Origin of the sequence: Streptococcus sp. bf_0095 (genome assembly GCF_004166885.1) — a bacterium.
GTDB lineage: Bacteria > Bacillota > Bacilli > Lactobacillales > Streptococcaceae > Streptococcus.
This window is the reverse complement of sequence record NZ_RCYU01000001.1, coordinates 783,843-799,250: the sequence shown is the minus strand read 5'-3', so window position 1 is coordinate 799,250 and position 15,408 is coordinate 783,843. Positions and strand designations below refer to the sequence as shown.

Annotated in this window: 18 protein-coding genes; 16 read left to right on the top strand and 2 right to left on the bottom strand. The window is 42.8% G+C overall.

The window, feature by feature from the left end; genetic code table 11:
- The first annotated feature begins 5 nt into the window (after nt 1–5).
- The 11 genes from EAI95_RS04050 to nth all read left to right on the top strand — a co-directional run bounded on the left by EAI95_RS04050 (nt 6) and on the right by nth (nt 7,656).
- The gene (locus tag EAI95_RS04050) at nt 6–557 is read left to right on the top strand and encodes a hypothetical protein (protein ID WP_155223222.1); all 552 of its coding nucleotides are present in this window, start codon (nt 6–8) and stop codon (nt 555–557) included.
- Nucleotides 558–616: 59 nt separating this feature from the next.
- Nucleotides 617–1,222: a DUF6707 family protein gene (locus tag EAI95_RS04045; protein ID WP_129822263.1), complete on the top strand. Its 606-nt coding sequence runs from the start codon at nt 617–619 to the stop codon at nt 1,220–1,222.
- A gap of 40 nt (nt 1,223–1,262) precedes the next feature.
- On the top strand, nt 1,263–1,742 hold the full coding sequence (locus EAI95_RS04040) for an NUDIX hydrolase (protein ID WP_129822262.1): 480 nt from the start codon (nt 1,263–1,265) through the stop codon (nt 1,740–1,742).
- Between the two features lie 7 nt (nt 1,743–1,749).
- Nucleotides 1,750–2,478: a GNAT family N-acetyltransferase gene (locus tag EAI95_RS04035; RefSeq protein WP_129822261.1), complete on the top strand. Its 729-nt coding sequence runs from the start codon at nt 1,750–1,752 to the stop codon at nt 2,476–2,478.
- 41 nt (nt 2,479–2,519) lie between these two features.
- Nucleotides 2,520–3,419 (top strand): putative PEP-binding protein, encoded by a 900-nt coding sequence (locus EAI95_RS04030; RefSeq protein WP_129822260.1) that lies wholly within the window; start codon nt 2,520–2,522, stop codon nt 3,417–3,419.
- Entirely contained in the window at nt 3,364–3,804 is a 441-nt protein-coding gene (locus EAI95_RS04025; protein ID WP_129822259.1) for an ASCH domain-containing protein, read from the top strand. The genes EAI95_RS04030 and EAI95_RS04025 overlap by 56 nt, the downstream gene beginning before the upstream one ends.
- Nucleotides 3,805–3,907: 103 nt before the next feature.
- The gene (gene glmU, locus EAI95_RS04020; RefSeq protein WP_129822258.1) at nt 3,908–5,287 is read left to right on the top strand and encodes a bifunctional UDP-N-acetylglucosamine diphosphorylase/glucosamine-1-phosphate N-acetyltransferase GlmU; all 1,380 of its coding nucleotides are present in this window, start codon (nt 3,908–3,910) and stop codon (nt 5,285–5,287) included.
- A 9-nt stretch (nt 5,288–5,296) separates the two neighbouring features.
- Complete coding sequence (locus EAI95_RS04015) at nt 5,297–5,842, top strand: NUDIX hydrolase (protein ID WP_129822257.1); 546 nt, start codon at nt 5,297–5,299, stop codon at nt 5,840–5,842.
- A gap of 11 nt (nt 5,843–5,853) precedes the next feature.
- Nucleotides 5,854–6,192 carry a cell wall synthase accessory phosphoprotein MacP gene (gene macP / locus EAI95_RS04010; RefSeq protein ID WP_129822256.1) on the top strand — a complete coding sequence of 113 codons (339 nt, stop codon included), beginning with the start codon at nt 5,854–5,856 and terminating at the stop codon, nt 6,190–6,192.
- 27 nt (nt 6,193–6,219) lie between these two features.
- Nucleotides 6,220–6,912 carry a 5'-methylthioadenosine/adenosylhomocysteine nucleosidase gene (locus EAI95_RS04005; RefSeq protein ID WP_125335316.1) on the top strand — a complete coding sequence of 231 codons (693 nt, stop codon included), beginning with the start codon at nt 6,220–6,222 and terminating at the stop codon, nt 6,910–6,912.
- Nucleotides 6,913–7,026: 114 nt separating this feature from the next.
- Nucleotides 7,027–7,656 (top strand): endonuclease III, encoded by a 630-nt coding sequence (nth, locus tag EAI95_RS04000; protein ID WP_023022612.1) that lies wholly within the window; start codon nt 7,027–7,029, stop codon nt 7,654–7,656.
- Nucleotides 7,657–7,881: 225 nt separating this feature from the next.
- Here the strand turns inward: nth and EAI95_RS03990 are convergent, their stop codons facing one another.
- A complete protein-coding gene (locus EAI95_RS03990; RefSeq protein WP_129822255.1) occupies nt 7,882–8,268 on the bottom strand; it encodes a VOC family protein in 387 nt (128 codons plus the stop codon).
- Between the two features lie 10 nt (nt 8,269–8,278).
- Nucleotides 8,279–9,106 carry an exodeoxyribonuclease III gene (locus EAI95_RS03985; protein WP_129822254.1) on the bottom strand — a complete coding sequence of 276 codons (828 nt, stop codon included), beginning with the start codon at nt 9,104–9,106 and terminating at the stop codon, nt 8,279–8,281.
- Nucleotides 9,107–9,421: 315 nt separating this feature from the next.
- Between EAI95_RS03985 and pbp2b the strand changes: the two genes are divergently transcribed.
- The 5 genes from pbp2b (at nt 9,422) to EAI95_RS03960 (ending at nt 15,389) form a co-directional block, all read left to right on the top strand.
- Nucleotides 9,422–11,503 carry a penicillin-binding protein PBP2B gene (gene pbp2b / locus EAI95_RS03980; RefSeq protein ID WP_129822253.1) on the top strand — a complete coding sequence of 694 codons (2,082 nt, stop codon included), beginning with the start codon at nt 9,422–9,424 and terminating at the stop codon, nt 11,501–11,503.
- 10 nt (nt 11,504–11,513) lie between these two features.
- Entirely contained in the window at nt 11,514–12,110 is a 597-nt protein-coding gene (gene recR / locus EAI95_RS03975; RefSeq protein ID WP_125335328.1) for a recombination mediator RecR, read from the top strand.
- Nucleotides 12,111–12,282: 172 nt separating this feature from the next.
- A complete protein-coding gene (locus EAI95_RS03970) occupies nt 12,283–13,329 on the top strand; it encodes a D-alanine--D-alanine ligase (protein WP_123160059.1) in 1,047 nt (348 codons plus the stop codon).
- Between the two features lie 88 nt (nt 13,330–13,417).
- Nucleotides 13,418–14,788 (top strand): UDP-N-acetylmuramoyl-tripeptide--D-alanyl-D-alanine ligase, encoded by a 1,371-nt coding sequence (murF, locus tag EAI95_RS03965; RefSeq protein ID WP_129822252.1) that lies wholly within the window; start codon nt 13,418–13,420, stop codon nt 14,786–14,788.
- Complete coding sequence (locus tag EAI95_RS03960) at nt 14,778–15,389, top strand: NUDIX hydrolase (RefSeq protein ID WP_129822251.1); 612 nt, start codon at nt 14,778–14,780, stop codon at nt 15,387–15,389. The genes murF and EAI95_RS03960 overlap by 11 nt, the downstream gene beginning before the upstream one ends.
- The last annotated feature ends 19 nt before the right edge of the window (nt 15,390–15,408 follow it).

Genomic DNA, 15,408 nt, shown 5'->3' with positions numbered 1-15,408 from the left:
GAAAAATGGCAGTAGTGACTGTATTAAAAAAGATCATTAAACTCTATGAGGAAACAACGTTTATTCCCCAAACAGTGAGTTTTTCAAACGAAAAATTAAGGATCCAGTCTTCAGATTTGACAGGAGAATTACTTGATTATTATCAACATATAGTGTTCAATGAGGATTTATTTTTTGCTAATCAAAATTTTAATATCATTTTGTTGGTATTAGATTCTCCTGCAAGGACAGTCGAATGTTGGGCCTTACAAGATGTTCTTCAGTTTAGTGAAGGGCAATACCAGATATTCGCTACTACAGATACAGATGATATTCTTTTCTGTGATATGAAAGATGACAGTTCTCCAGTTTACGCGGGCAGGCCTGGATATTCTAATTTCTACAAACTCAGCGAAAGTTTGACGGAGTTTTTGGAGTTCTATTTCGCTTTTTCAAATTTTCGGAAACAAAGAGAAGATGTCCCTCTGGAGGAATATATTGTAGGGACAGGTGACTTGATAGAGCGCTACCTTTCCCCAAACGTCCAAGCGACAGCGAAAGAATATCTACTTCGGTAAGATTGACCTGAGAAAAGCCTTTCTCAATAACAAAAAGTGAATTGGATAGGAGAAAAGAAATGAATGTGAAAGGACTCATCGAAGAGGTTGAAAATGATCTTGAGTTAGTATCGTATTTAAACCGGATCCCCAAAAAGAATAAGAAGACCCGAGCTAGCCATCTCGAATCGCTGAATCATCTGGCCTATTTACTTTATCTGGATGGTCAAGAGGAAATGGCTAAGGAATTATTAGATAGGATTATACAAGTTCCATTTGAAGGTAATTATAACACCTGGACCTTTGTTGATAGTTCTCTGGTTTTATTGGCCTATCTGGAAAGAGAAAAAGAAAATCAGGCAATCGTCTATAAAAAGCTTCTTTTATCTCCATTAGAACAAGGGGAGGAATCCACTCAAAAAATTAGAAGGAGAGTTCATCAGAGATTTTTGAATGGTGATAGCTTGGAGCAAAAGCTTGCAAAAATCGAGCAGGCTTCAAGTCCTGAATCGGAAATGGAACACCGTTTGCTATACTTGACAGATCTATTGAAGATTCACCTCTTTATTGCTGAGTCAACGTTTGAAGAGACAGATATCCAAGCAAAAATCGAAGAGAATATGGAGATACTAAAGAAGTATATCAAGGAGCATGAAATTTATAGCCTCTTTCCTTTTAAGGGATAAGGTGTTCTAGCAATCTGGGACTTTTAGAAAAGAGTAGAATATGGAAATCAAAAAACACTTTGGTGTCTATGGCGTTTGCTATGAGAATGGGAAATTGCTTTGCATTGAGAAAACGAGAGGACCTTATCAATATCGTTTTGACCTACCAGGTGGTAGTCAGGAACTCGGTGAGGGGTTGACAGAAACCCTTAAGAGAGAAGTTCTGGAAGAGACAGGCTATACGCTTAGCTGTTATTCAAATCCTAGGATTTATGACGTGATGGTTCAAGAAGAGGGGCAAGACTTCGCCGTACACCATATCATGGCCTTTTATGATATCGTACTCGATTTCGAGAGCTCTCAAAAATCCCTTCCTCATGAAGTTTTTGATGGAAGCAATGATTCAGCAAATGCAATTTGGCTTCCTCTTGAGCAGATGACCGAAGAAAATGCCTCGCCTTTAGTATTAAAGGTGAAGGCAGAGTTATTAGGATTTCCAGAATTAGAATTGACAAGCTATAAGAATTGGAAGGTAAAATAGAGGGATAATGGAACTATTTAAAACATGGAAGAAATATATGGTTCTCTATGGTCTTAAATCTCAAATCGGGACTGTTTATCGAAACAGTGATAGGACAACGAGCTTTTATGATATTGGGAATTTTCTATACCTAGCAGGGGAGCTAAATTCTAGATTTTGGGAAGATTTTGTTAGGCAATATGGTTTAGATTATAAGATTATTATTTCAGAAGACACTAAGTGGCAAGATTTTCTGCGTCGGCAAGTTGGGTTAATTTCTTTTACTCGCTATTCTTTTAAGGATAAGGCAAATTTTCAAGTTGAATTTCTAAATGATCTAGTTACTCAGTTAGAGAAAGGTTACAATATTGTGCCTATTGATAATCGTATTTATAACTGCCTTTCTGAGGAAAAATGGTCACAAGATTTACAGGGGGATTTTGAGTCCTACCAGGATTTTGCTTTAAAAGGTGGATTTGGCTTTGTGATTCTTAAAAATAATGAAGTGATTGCTGGGATTTCCTCAGGGTTAGTTTACCAAGGAGCAGTTGAAGTGGAAGTTGCAACTAGACCAAACGAACAAGGAAATGGATTTGCTAAAAAGCTTGGTGCTGCAATGATTCTAGAGAGTTTAAACAGAGATATGTTTCCACTTTGGGATGCTCATAACGAGGCTTCCAAAAAAGTAGCAGAATTTTTAGGATATGAGTTAGTTGAACCTTATGAAGCTTTTGAACTAGAGGAAAGTGTCGTATAATGATATCTGATATTGTATCTTTTAAGACGAGGTGAATGAACATGCAAAATCAACTAGCTCTTAGTGGCGAAAAAATTGTTGAAAAAGTTTATCCCCATTTATTGCACCACGTCGGCTTGATTCGTGGGGAATACTTGTTGAGAGAACTAAACCAAAACATACTATTACCAAATTGTCAGCAATTTGTGAAAGATTATCTAGACACTATTTGTCATTTGTACTCAGATGAAGAAGTCTGGTATCGCTTTTCAGAGTTAACAAATGCAGAAGCAAATAGTCTAGACGGGACTAAAGAGTATTTTGACGAACGCCACCCCTTATTTGGATACAGAGGTATCAGGCGTTTGTTGGCGTGTCCAGATGAATTTCAGGCTGAGACAAATGTTGTTACAGAAGTTTTTCAAACCAATCCCAATCTGTCTGTTATTTTTCCTTTTGTCAATGATGCTGAACAATTAAAACAAGCTATTACAGTATTGCGTCAGTATGGTTTTACCAGGAAAGTCGGCACGATGATTGAATTACCGTCAGCGTATTTTGACTTGGACAGAATACTGGAAACTGGTATTTCAAAGATTGTAGTTGGAATGAATGATTTGACTTCATTTATTTTTGCGACTGTGAGAAACAGTCAATGGCATGAAATGGAAAGTCCCATTATGTTAGAAATGCTGAGACAGATGCAGGATAAAGCAAGGAAGAACAAGATTGATTTTGCTGTTGCAGGCTATCTGAATACTTCTTTCATACAAAAAATGAATCAGATGGGTATCGAATGTATTCTCCATTACAGCTCTATTCCAGAGATTTTTGATTTAGAAATTGACCATCCAGACCATCTTAAACATATAAAAGAAGAAAGTAAAAAATTACAAAGGAGAACCCATGACACCGCAAGAAATGTGGAATGCCTACAAGAAAATCAATCCCTCTATCAGTGATGAGATAGACGCCTGGGCTTTTGGAGTAGAGGCAGATCTCTTGGCTGACTTGGTTCTAAGAGGCGAAAAAACAGCAACAGCCTCAGCTTACGACCTCTACGCAGTAGAGGACGAACCCCTTCCACAAGAAGGGACTTTCGATATCATTTTAGACAGTCAAAACCAGGCTATCTGCATTGTCGAAATTACCAAGGTTTCTGTTCAGCCCTTCCATCAAGTGTCTGCTGACCATGCCTACAAGGAAGGCGAAGGTGACAAATCTCTGGCCTATTGGCGTCAGGTTCATGAGGAGTTTTTCACGGAGTGGCTGGAGGAAACAGGTCTGACGTTTACACCTGACAGCAAGGTGGTTTTAGAAGAATTTCGCAAGGTTTATCCATTATAGATATGCTCTCCTTTTTGGAGAGTTTTTTGGTTCGGATCTAATTTTCCAAAAGGGCTAAAAAATGGTATAATGTAAGCGATATTGTACAGAAAAGAGAATGTCTATGCCAAATTATGCCATTATTTTAGCAGCGGGAAAAGGTACCCGTATGAAATCAGATTTGCCGAAGGTTCTACACAAGGTTGCTGGAATCTCTATGCTGGAGCATGTTTTCCGTAGTGTTGGAGCCATCTCACCCGAAAAGACCGTAACGGTTGTGGGCCACAAGGCTGAATTGGTGGAGCAAGTCTTAGCTGGACAAACAGAGTTTGTCAAACAAACCGAACAATTGGGAACTGGTCATGCAGTTATGATGGCAGAGCCAGTCTTGGAAGCTCTTGAAGGCCACACCCTTGTCATCGCAGGGGATACACCTTTGATTACGGGTGAAAGCCTCAAACACTTGATCGATTTTCATATCAACCACAAAAATGTGGCAACGATTTTAACAGCCGAAGCAGTGAATCCATTTGGTTATGGCCGGATTGTCCGTAATGACAATGCAGAAGTGCTTCGCATCGTCGAGCAAAAAGATGCGACAGATTTTGAAAAGCAAATCAAAGAAATCAATACAGGGACTTATGTTTTTGACAATGCCCGCCTCTTTGAAGCCTTAAAGAATATCAACACCAACAATGCCCAAGGTGAATACTATATCACAGATGTGATTGGGATTTTCCGTGAAGCTGGTGAAAAAGTCGGAGCCTATACGCTCAAAGATTTTGATGAAAGTCTTGGGGTTAACGACCGCGTAGCCCTTGCGACAGCAGAAGGCATCATGCGTCGTCGCATTAACCAAGCTCATATGGTCAATGGAGTGAGCTTTGTCAATCCTGATGCGGCCTATATCGATATCGATGTCGAAATCGCTCCTGAGGTACAAATCGAAGCCAATGTTACCCTAAAAGGGCACACAAAAATTGGGGCTGAAACTGTCTTAACCAATGGAACCTATATCGTGGATAGTGAAATCGGTGCGGGTGCCGTTATTACTAACTCTATGATTGAAGAAAGCACAGTAGCCGATGGCGTGACAGTAGGACCATACGCTCATATTCGTCCTGGTTCTAGCCTGGCCAAAGATGTCCATATCGGGAACTTTGTCGAAGTCAAAGGTTCATCTATTGGCGAAAATACCAAAGCGGGTCATCTGACCTACATTGGCAACTGCCAAGTCGGTAGCAACGTCAACTTTGGTGCGGGAACCATTACCGTCAACTATGATGGGAAAAATAAATACAAGACCCTTATTGGCAACAATGTCTTTGTTGGCTCAAATTCGACCATTATTGCGCCAGTTGAGCTCGGAGATAATTCTCTAGTCGGGGCTGGCTCTACCATTACCAAGGATGTGCCGGCAGATGCGATTGCAATTGGTCGTGGTCGTCAAGTCAATAAGGATGAGTACGCGACTCGTCTTCCCCACCATCCTAAAAATAAATAGGAGATTTTCATGCAATTTGAAGAAAAAACCATTGAGCGCAAGGAGATTTATCAAGGACCGATTTTCCAAGTAGTTACAGATCAAGTGGAACTACCTGACGGAAAAGGTCAAGCGCAGCGTGATTTAATTTTTCATAATGGAGCAGTAGCGGTTTTACCGATCACAGATGAGGGCAAGACCATTTTGGTCAAGCAGTACCGGAAGGCAATCGAGAGGACTTCTGTAGAGATCCCAGCAGGCAAGTTGGAAAAGGGTGAAAATGCGGATCCTCAAGCAGCTGCTCTGCGTGAATTGGAAGAAGAAATTGGTTACACAGCGGATCTAGAGTTGTTGTATGATTTTTATTCTGCCATTGGGTTTTGCAACGAGCGGATCAAACTCTATGCTGCGACCAATTTGAAAAAAGTGGAAAATCCTCGCCCTCAAGATGAAGATGAGACCTTAGAGCTGCTAGAAGTGACCTTGAAGGAGGCTAAAGACTTGATCCAAGCTGGTGAAATCTGTGATGCCAAGACCATTATGGCGATTCAGTACTGGGAATTATCCAATAAATAGAGGAGGATCCAATGGGAAAACCTTTATTAACAGATGAAATGATTGAGCGGGCAAACCGAGGAGAAGCAATCTCTGGTCCCCCGCTCTTTGATGAGGAAGAAACAAAAATTCTCCCGACAGGAAACAGGGGATTTGGTTATGAACGGCCAGTGACCTCAGGGGAAGGAGATAGTGGACATGGAGTATCGTATCCTCAGGAGACTATTCCAATCAGAGTCCAACCTACAGTGACCAAGAGTCGTCGGATTGAGAACCAAAAAGATGAGGTGATTCAATCAAAATTGAATAAGATCTTATTTTGGGTCATCCTGCTCCTCATCTTGTTAATTCTTGCAATCTGGCGCTTATAAGCAGCGTCTACCAAAGGAGTTACGATTATGAAAATTGGAATCATTGCGGCCATGCCACAAGAATTAAAAATCTTAGTGGAAGCTTTGCAGAACGGAGAGAAACACCTTCGCCTAGGAAAGGTCTACTACACAGGGTCGATTGGTCGCCATGAAGTGGTCTTGGTTGAAAGTGGTATCGGAAAAGTCATGTCTGCCATGAGTGTGGCTGTGTTGGCCAACGATTTTAAGGTGGAAGCCATTATCAATACAGGTTCTGCAGGTGCAGTAGCACCAGGGATGGCTGTTGGGGATATCGTCCTAGCGGACAAATTGGCCTACCATGATGTCGATGTGACAGCTTTTGGTTATGACTATGGCCAGATGGCAGGGCAACCACTCTACTTTGAATCCAGCCGCTATTTTGTTTCAGAGATGAAAAAAGTTCTAGCTGAGGAACAAACACCAACCCATGTTGGCCTGATTGCGACTGGGGATAGCTTTATCGCGAGTGAAGAAAAAGTCGCAGTGATTCGGGAACATTTCCCAGAAGTATTGGCCGTTGAGATGGAAGGGGCAGCTATTGCCCAAGCGGCTCATGCAGCCGGCCGTCCTTTCATGGTCATTCGGGCTATGAGTGATACGGCAGATCACGCAGCTAATATCTCTTTTGATGAATTTATCGTAGAGGCTGGCGAGCGTTCTGCTCAAACCTTGATGACTTTCTTGAAGAGATTGGTATAGAAAAGCTTAAGAAAATAGGACTAGCTCTTAGCTAGTCCTATTTTGCTAAGCTGATTCTGTAAAGTAACTGGTTCTTCATGCTATAATAGATTCTAGTAATGCAAAGGAGAAGTTATGGTCTTATCAAAAAAACGGGCCCGTCATGTGATTGAAGAAATTATTGCCCTCTTTCCGGATGCTCAGCCAAGTTTGGATTTTCGCAACCATTTTGAATTATTAGTAGCGGTGATGCTCTCTGCTCAAACAACAGATGCAGCGGTTAATAAGGCAACTCCCGCTTTGTTTGAGGCTTTCCCAACTCCTCAAGCCATGGCGGTCGCCAGTGAAGCCGACATTGCCAAGCATATTTCCAAATTAGGCCTCTATCGAAACAAGGCTAAATTTCTAAAAAAATGTGCCCAACAATTGTTGGACAATTTTGATGGCCAAGTCCCTCAGACACGGGAGGAACTGGAGAGTTTAGCCGGAGTGGGACGGAAAACAGCCAATGTGGTCATGAGTGTCGGTTTCGGAATTCCTGCCTTTGCTGTTGATACCCATGTAGAGCGGATTTGCAAGCACCATGATATCGTAAAAAAGTCGGCAACGCCGCTAGAGGTAGAAAAGCGAGTTATGGATGTCCTTCCACCGGAACGTTGGTTGCCAGCCCATCAGGCCATGATTTACTTTGGTCGTGCCATCTGCCATCCTAAAAATCCCGAGTGCGATCACTATCCGCAACTCTATAACTTTAAAGACATTTAAAAAGCGAGGTCTAATGACTTCGCTTTTACTTGATAGGGAAGAAAGTAAGTAAGAGCCAAGAAAACAACAGAGCAATAGCGCCAATTCCAAGGACAAATAGAACAGGAAGGAGAATTCTTTGACGTGTTGATTTCATAGGCTTTGGCAACTATTTTTGACCGTGGATTTGCAAGCCTGTCAATGGATAATTAGCTAGCGAAAAAGAGGCCAAGAGCCTCCTTTTTCTTATTCGCTAAATCTTAAGAAATAACCATCTGGATCCAAAATCGCAAATTCCTGGGGATAGATAAAGCTATCTCCGACTCGAAATTTTCTTTGTATCAACGGACGATGGATGGGATAGTTAGCTTCCAACAGTTTTTGGTGGAGTTGTGGGACATCCTTGATACCAAAGGAGATATTGATACCGCGACCGAAAGGATAGGTCAGTTGGGATAATTCTTCTGCGTTGCCTTCTTCTAGCATAAGCTGGCAGTCTTCAAGCGAGAGGAAGAGAAATTTCTCCTCTGGACGTTCGTATTCGACAGAGAAACCCAGCAAGTCGCAGTAGAAGTGGCGCGACTTTTCGATGTCAGATACTACAAATTCAGGGATGACGGCTTGATAGTCCATTGTTTTCTCCTTAAAGATCAATCTCCATGACAATTGGTGTATGGTCTTGACGGGCACCAGAGTCAATCATAGCTGATCTAGTTACCTTGTTCGCAATGCGGTTAGAAGTGAGCCAGTAGTCAATTCTCCAGCCTGTGTTGTTGATTTTAGATGTCTTGCTACGCTGTGCCCACCAAGTATATTGATCTGGAAGGTCCCCATGCAAGTGGCGGAAGGTATCAGTGAACCCTTTGGCTAGCAAGTTAGTGAAGCCAGCACGCTCTTCATCGGTAAAGCCTGGGGAACGACGGTTGCTGGCTGGATTGGCCAAGTCGATTTCCTTGTGGGCTACATTGTAGTCTCCTGTTGCCAGAACAGGCTTTTGCTGATCTAGTTCCGCCAAGTAGTCTGCGTATTTGGCATCCCAGATTTGGCGTTCTTCCAAGCGTTTGAGTCCATCTCCGGCATTTGGAGTGTAGACCTGGGTCACAAAGAAGTCATCAAATTCTAGGGTAATAATCCGACCTTCAACGTCCATGGTAGAAGGGGCACCGATTTCTGGGAAGGTTACCGTTGGTGTCAATTCTTTTTTGTAGAGGAACATGGTTCCTGCGTATCCTTTGCGGGCTGGTTCTACAGAGGACCGCCAAGTATTTTCATATCCAGGGAAGAGTTCTGCTAAGACCTCTAGGTGTTTTTTTGTTGGTCCTTTAGCAGATAATTTTGTTTCTTGAATGGCAATGATATCCGCATCTTCTGCAACCAAGGTAAGTAGGACGTCTTGTGAGAGCTTGGCGCGTGCAGAGTCACTCGTCAAGGCGGCATTCAGTGAGTCAATATTCCATGAGATCAGTTTCATATCGTTTCCTTTACTAACTTTTTCGATGTTTCTATTATACCAAAAAATCTCCTAGCACTTGTCTCCTGTGATTTGAGGAAGGAGCTATTTTGCAGTCAAGAGCTATGCCTCCCGCATATGCATAACAGAATGCTTACCGAGGAGTTCAGAATGACGATTATTTTATCTGGTCTAGCGACTCGTGTCTGGATGAAATGTGCTATAATGGAAGTTGAGTTTAAAATAGAAATATTCCTCAGATTCCCTTTAAAGTTATCCTATTTTTACCAGGTATTGTTAGGGACTGGGGCTGAGAATCACAGTGAAAGGAGAGGTATGGCGCAAAAATCTAAACGTTCAAAAAAAGCGAATGCTAAGGTGAGAAAATTTGATAATCGGTGGATTACTAGACGACTTTATTTGTTATTCAGTATCGTCTGTACCCTCTTTTTGATTTTAATTGCTCGACTAGGGTATATGCAGATTACTCATCAAGGATTTTATACACAAAAATTGGCAAAAGCTACCAAAAAACACTTAACAAGAGGGAGTCTCCGGGGACAGATTTATGATGCTTCTGGTCACCCTCTGGTAGAAAATGTTGACAAGAAGGTCTTGTCTTTTACCCGAAGCAATAAGTTTACCGCAGAAGAGATGCGTCAGACAGCACAGCTTCTTCTGAATTATGTAAGTGTTTCGAATCCCCAAATCACCAAGCGTCAAGAGATCGACTTTTATCTCGCAAATTCGGAAGTCTATAAAGAGGTAGTGGATAAGTTGCCCAAGGAAGAGCGTATCGACACGGACGGCAATCCACTTCCAGAAGCAACCATCTATCAGCATGCTGTTGATAGTATTGAGACTGAAAAATTAGGTTATACAGAAGAAGAAAAGAAAGCCATCTATCTCTTCAGCCAAATGAATGCGGTTGAAAACTTTGCCAGTGCTACGATTTTGACGGATCCGATGTCCGACGAGCAAGTAACGACGGTCAAAGATCATTTGAAAGAATTTCCAGGATTTGAAGTGATCACGAGTTGGGATCGAAAAGTGGTTGATAGTCCTTTGGCTTCCATCGTTGGTAGTGTGTCGACAGAGCAAGCCGGTCTTCCAGCTGAAGATGTGGACGATTATTTGGGAAAAGGCTATGCCTTAAATGATCGCGTCGGAACTTCTTATTTAGAAAAACAATATGAGTCTGTCCTCCAAGGAGAACGGGTTGAAAAAGAAATCCATTTGGACAAGAATGGCAATGTTGAAAAAATCAAAACCCTCTCAAAAGGAAGCAAGGGAAACAATATCAAGCTTTCCATTGATTTGGATTTCCAAAGAGGAGTGGAAGACATCTTGAAGAAGTCTTTCCAGGCAGAATTAGCTGCTGGGAATGCGACCTACTCAGAAGGGGTCTATGCTGTTGCCTTGGATCCAAAAACGGGTAAAATCCTTGCTATGGCGGGGATGAAGCATGAAGCTGGTTCGCAAGATCTTACTCCCGATGCTTTGGGAACAGTGACCAATGTCTTTGTTCCAGGATCGGTTGTGAAAGCAGCTACTTTGACAGCAGGATGGGAAAATGGGGTGATTTCTGGGAACCAAGTCCTATTGGATCAACCAATCTCCTTTTCTGGTTCAGCTCCAATCACTTCGTGGTTCACCCAGTTTGGAAGCCAAGAAATCAATGCGGTGCAAGCGTTGGAATATTCTTCCAACACTTATATGGTGCAGATTGCACTTGATTTGATGGGGCAACCCTATCAGCCAAACATGAGCTTGAAGACTGACCAATTGGATCCAGCTATGAACAAATTGCGTTCGACCTTTGCCTCTTATGGTCTAGGAACAGAAACAGGGATTGACCTTCCGAATGAATCAACGGGCTATGTTCCCAAAGAGTTCACGATTGGTAATTACCTAACAGACGCCTTTGGTCAGTTTGATAATTATACGCCTATGCAGTTGGCTCAATATGTTGCAACTATTGCCAATGATGGGAAACGCGTGGCTCCCCATCTGGTCCAAGGGATCTATGAAAATGATGCCAAGGGAGGTTTGGGTCCTCTGAAAGAAGAGATTGCAACAAAAGAACTCAACCAAGTGGCTCTAACACCTGAAAATCTAGCCATCATCAAACAAGGTTTTTATCAGGTGGTATATGGAACCAGTGGCTTAACAACTGGTAAAACCATCGGAGAAGGTGCAGCGGTTCCAATCAGTGCAAAGACCGGGACTGCGGAAACGTTTGTAAATGGTGGGACCCCTGCTGTAAACACCAATGTTATCGCCTATGCTCCCTCTGAAAATCCTCAGATTGCAGTGGCAGTCGTCTTCCCTCACAACACCAATCTCCAAGCGACTGTTAGTCACAGTATTACCAGAGAGATTATCAATCTCTACCAGCAAAAACATCCTATGAATTAGAAAGGAAGCTATGCTCTATCCAACACCTATCGCAAAATTAATTGAAAGTTATTCGAAGCTCCCTGGTATTGGGATCAAGACAGCAACTCGTCTGGCCTTTTATACCATCGGAATGACTGATGACGATGTCAATGAGTTTGCTAAAAATCTCTTGTCAGCAAAGCGGGAATTAAGCTATTGTTCCATCTGTGGGAACCTAACAGATGAAGAAGAGTGTGCCATTTGTCGAGATGAGACACGCGATCCATCGACTATCTTAGTGGTAGAAGATAGTCGAGATGTGTCAGCCATGGAGAATATCCAGGAGTACCACGGTCGCTACCATGTCCTTCATGGCTTGATTTCGCCTATGAATGGGGTCGGACCAGATGATATTAACCTCAAGTCCTTGATTACACGATTAATGGATCATGAGGTCCAAGAAGTGATTGTGGCGACCAATGCAACCGCAGATGGGGAAGCAACTTCTATGTATATCTCACGCGTCCTCAAACCAGCTGGCATCAAAGTGACCCGCCTGGCACGTGGATTAGCTGTCGGAGCTGATATCGAATATGCGGACGAAGTGACCCTTCTCCGAGCTATTGAAAATCGAACCGAGTTATAAGCGGTTACAAAAACTGGAGGAACCCCTCTGGTTTTTTTGTTTTTTAGGTGTTCTCTCTCGTTTTCTTTCTTTTTAAAGTGTGGTATACTAGAGGGACGAACTCGGTTGTGAGGAGTGCTTCTGACAAGTCAATCAGGAAGCACAAAATTAAAAAAAGGATTAGGACCAAACAATGGCAAAAGAAAAAATTGTACTTCTTTATGGTGGCCGTAGCGCAGAGCGCGAAGTGTCTGTACTTTCAGCTGAAAGCGTCATGCGGGCGATTAATTATGACAAGTATTCTGTTGAGACCTATTTCATTACTCAGACGGGAGACTTCATCAAGACCCAAACCTTTGAAGAGAAGCCTGCTGAAACAGAACGCTTGATGACCAACGAGACCATTGATTGGGAAGCTAAAGTATCTCCGAGCAGTATCTACCAAGAAGGAGCGGTTGTCTTTCCAGTCCTTCACGGACCAATGGGAGAAGATGGATCGGTTCAAGGTTTCCTAGAAGTCTTGAAACTTCCATATGTGGGATGTGATATCCTTTCTTCTAGTGTGGCGATGGACAAGATTACCACCAAACGGGTCCTAGAATCTGCAGGGATTCCACAAGTTCCTTATGTGGCTGTCCTTGAAGGAGATGACCTAGAAGCTAAGATTGCCTTAATCGAAAAAGAATTGACCTATCCGGTCTTTACCAAGCCTTCTAATATGGGCTCTAGTGTCGGGATTTCAAAAGCAGAGAACCAAGCAGAACTTCGTCAGTCTTTGGAATTGGCCTTTAAATATGATAGCCGTGTTTTGGTTGAGCAAGGTGTCGTAGCGCGCGAAATCGAAGTAGGATTGTTAGGCAACTACGATGTCAAGAGCACCCTCCCTGGTGAGGTGGTCAAAGATGTAGCCTTCTATGACTATGAAGCCAAATACATCGATAATAAGATTACGATGGCGATTCCAGCTGAAATCCCAGCAGAAGTTGCTGCGACCATGCGTCAGAATGCCGAATTGGCCTTCCGTGCCATTGGTGGGAAAGGTCTCTCCCGTTGTGATTTCTTCTACACAGAGGATGGGGGCATCTACTTGAATGAGCTCAATACCATGCCTGGCTTTACCCAATGGTCTATGTATCCTTTGCTGTGGGACAACATGGGTTTGTCCTATCCTGATTTGATCGAGCGTTTGGTTGAGTTGGCAAAAGCAACTTTCGAAAAACGCGAAGCACACTTACTGTAAGAATCTGTTCCAAGTGGGAGTAGGGGATGGAATCAACTCAATGAGGAGTCGATTTTCTTCCTGCTCCCCCTTTTTAGAGGAGAATACTATGAATCTAACCTTGCACGAAGTAGCAGGTGTCCTGGCTGCTCGCAATGATATCAGCCAATTTGAAGATGTAGCCCTTACCAAGCCTGAATTTGATAGCCGTTTGATTGGGCCTGGAGACCTTTTTGTCCCTCTTAAGGGGGCGCGTGATGGGCATGATTTCATCGAGACGGCCTTTGAAAACGGGGCCGTAGCGACCTTGTCTGAAAAAGAAGTAGAAGGCCACCCTTATTTGTTGGTAGATGATGTTCTAGCGGCCTTTCAAAAATTAGCCCAATATGTGTTGGAGAAGAGTCAAGTAGATGTCTTGGCGGTCACCGGTTCAAACGGTAAGACAACGACCAAAGATATGTTGGCTCAATTGCTGTCAACTACCTACAAAACCTATAAAACACAAGGGAACTACAATAACGAAATTGGCCTCCCTTATACGGTTCTCCATATGCCAGAAGGGACAGAGAAGCTTGTCCTTGAAATGGGGCAGGACCATCTGGGAGATATCCATCTTCTCTCAGAAATTGCGCATCCAAAGGCAGCAATCGTGACCCTTATTGGGGAAGCTCACCTGGAGTTTTTCAAAGATCGCAAAGAAATTGCTAAAGGGAAATTGCAAATTGCGGATGGGATGCCAGCTGGTGGCTTGCTTCTAGTGCCGGCCGATCCCATTGTCGGGGATTTTTTACCGAGCCAACAAGAGCTTGTGCGCTTTGGTGAAGGAGCAGACATCAGCATTACCAAGTTGGAGGAACGCAAGGACAGCCTAACCTTTGAAGCGAACTTCTTATCAGATGCTATTGACATACCTGTCACAGGCAAATACAATGCGACCAATGCCATGATTGCGGCCTATGTTGCCTTGAAAGAAGGAGTGAGCGAAGAGGCCATCCGTGCAAGCTTTAAAGGCTTAGAGCTTACTAAGAACCGTACAGAATGGAAGAAGGCAAGTAACGGAGCGGATATCCTATCCGATGTCTACAATGCCAATCCGACGGCCATGCGCCTGATTTTAGAAACCTTCTCGACCATTCCTGCCAATCCAAATGGCCGGAAGCTAGCGGTCTTAGCGGATATGAAAGAACTAGGGGAGCAATCCATTGATCTGCACAACCAAATGATTCTCAGCCTGTCACCGGATGTCTTGGATACCGTTATTTTCTACGGTCAAGATATTGCGGGACTGGCTCAATTAGCGAGCCAGATGTTCCCACTCGGACATGTTTATTATTTCAAAAAGACCGCTGAGGAAGACCAGTTTGAGGATCTGGTCAAACAAGTCAAGGAAAGCTTAAAAGAGCAGGACCAAATCCTCATCAAGGGAAGCAATTCCATGAATCTAGCTAAATTGGTAGAGGAGTTGGAGAATGGCGAGTAATAATGTGTTAAAGAACATTCAGCGCTTGATTTCAATCACTAATACAGGCTTAGCGTTCTCAAAAGATCCATTTGATCAAGAGCGCTATCAGGATATTCGTGCCATTTTACAGGATTTTGTGAGAGAAGCGACTGATTTGAATCCACAAGAATTATCGGATTTGTTTCGCCCGACAGACCATTACGACACTCCCTTGATTGATGTTAGGGCCTGGATTGTCAAAGATGGAAAACTTTGTTTAGTGAAAGGTCAGGGAGAAGAGACCTGGGCCTTGCCGGGTGGCTTTGGTGAGGTTGGCTATTCTCCGACGGAAAACATTTTAAAAGAAATCCAAGAAGAAACGGGCTATTTAGCACGTGTCAATCGCTTGTTGGCAGTATTTGATACCAATCGCTACCAATTGCAAAGCCGCCAATATGTGAAATTGGTATTTGAATGTGAATTATTAGATGGAAATTTTGAAAAGAACCAGGAAATTTCCGACCTTGCCTTTTTTGAGAGAGAGAAAATGCCTGCTCTTTCTACCAAGCGCAATACAGAAGAACAATTGAACTTCCTTTGGGATGTTTATGATGGGAAACGAGATTTGTATTGTGATTAAAAACGATTTATAAATTAAA

What these genes read in the sequence shown, in the direction of transcription:
- EAI95_RS03960 (WP_129822251.1), top strand. Translation starts at nt 14,778, where the DNA reads ATGGCGAGTAATAATGTGTTAAAGAACATTCAGCGCTTGATTTCAATC.
- EAI95_RS04050 (WP_155223222.1), top strand. Translation starts at nt 6, where the DNA reads ATGGCAGTAGTGACTGTATTAAAAAAGATCATTAAACTCTATGAGGAA.
- glmU (WP_129822258.1), top strand. Translation starts at nt 3,908, where the DNA reads ATGCCAAATTATGCCATTATTTTAGCAGCGGGAAAAGGTACCCGTATG.
- EAI95_RS04030 (WP_129822260.1), top strand. Translation starts at nt 2,520, where the DNA reads ATGCAAAATCAACTAGCTCTTAGTGGCGAAAAAATTGTTGAAAAAGTT.
- EAI95_RS04045 (WP_129822263.1), top strand. Translation starts at nt 617, where the DNA reads ATGAATGTGAAAGGACTCATCGAAGAGGTTGAAAATGATCTTGAGTTA.
- pbp2b (WP_129822253.1), top strand. Translation starts at nt 9,422, where the DNA reads ATGGCGCAAAAATCTAAACGTTCAAAAAAAGCGAATGCTAAGGTGAGA.
- EAI95_RS03985 (WP_129822254.1), bottom strand. Translation starts at nt 9,106, where the DNA reads ATGAAACTGATCTCATGGAATATTGACTCACTGAATGCCGCCTTGACG.
- murF (WP_129822252.1), top strand. Translation starts at nt 13,418, where the DNA reads ATGAATCTAACCTTGCACGAAGTAGCAGGTGTCCTGGCTGCTCGCAAT.
- recR (WP_125335328.1), top strand. Translation starts at nt 11,514, where the DNA reads ATGCTCTATCCAACACCTATCGCAAAATTAATTGAAAGTTATTCGAAG.
- EAI95_RS03990 (WP_129822255.1), bottom strand. Translation starts at nt 8,268, where the DNA reads ATGGACTATCAAGCCGTCATCCCTGAATTTGTAGTATCTGACATCGAA.
- EAI95_RS04015 (WP_129822257.1), top strand. Translation starts at nt 5,297, where the DNA reads ATGCAATTTGAAGAAAAAACCATTGAGCGCAAGGAGATTTATCAAGGA.
- macP (WP_129822256.1), top strand. Translation starts at nt 5,854, where the DNA reads ATGGGAAAACCTTTATTAACAGATGAAATGATTGAGCGGGCAAACCGA.
- EAI95_RS04025 (WP_129822259.1), top strand. Translation starts at nt 3,364, where the DNA reads ATGACACCGCAAGAAATGTGGAATGCCTACAAGAAAATCAATCCCTCT.
- EAI95_RS04035 (WP_129822261.1), top strand. Translation starts at nt 1,750, where the DNA reads ATGGAACTATTTAAAACATGGAAGAAATATATGGTTCTCTATGGTCTT.
- EAI95_RS03970 (WP_123160059.1), top strand. Translation starts at nt 12,283, where the DNA reads ATGGCAAAAGAAAAAATTGTACTTCTTTATGGTGGCCGTAGCGCAGAG.
- EAI95_RS04005 (WP_125335316.1), top strand. Translation starts at nt 6,220, where the DNA reads ATGAAAATTGGAATCATTGCGGCCATGCCACAAGAATTAAAAATCTTA.
- EAI95_RS04040 (WP_129822262.1), top strand. Translation starts at nt 1,263, where the DNA reads ATGGAAATCAAAAAACACTTTGGTGTCTATGGCGTTTGCTATGAGAAT.
- nth (WP_023022612.1), top strand. Translation starts at nt 7,027, where the DNA reads ATGGTCTTATCAAAAAAACGGGCCCGTCATGTGATTGAAGAAATTATT.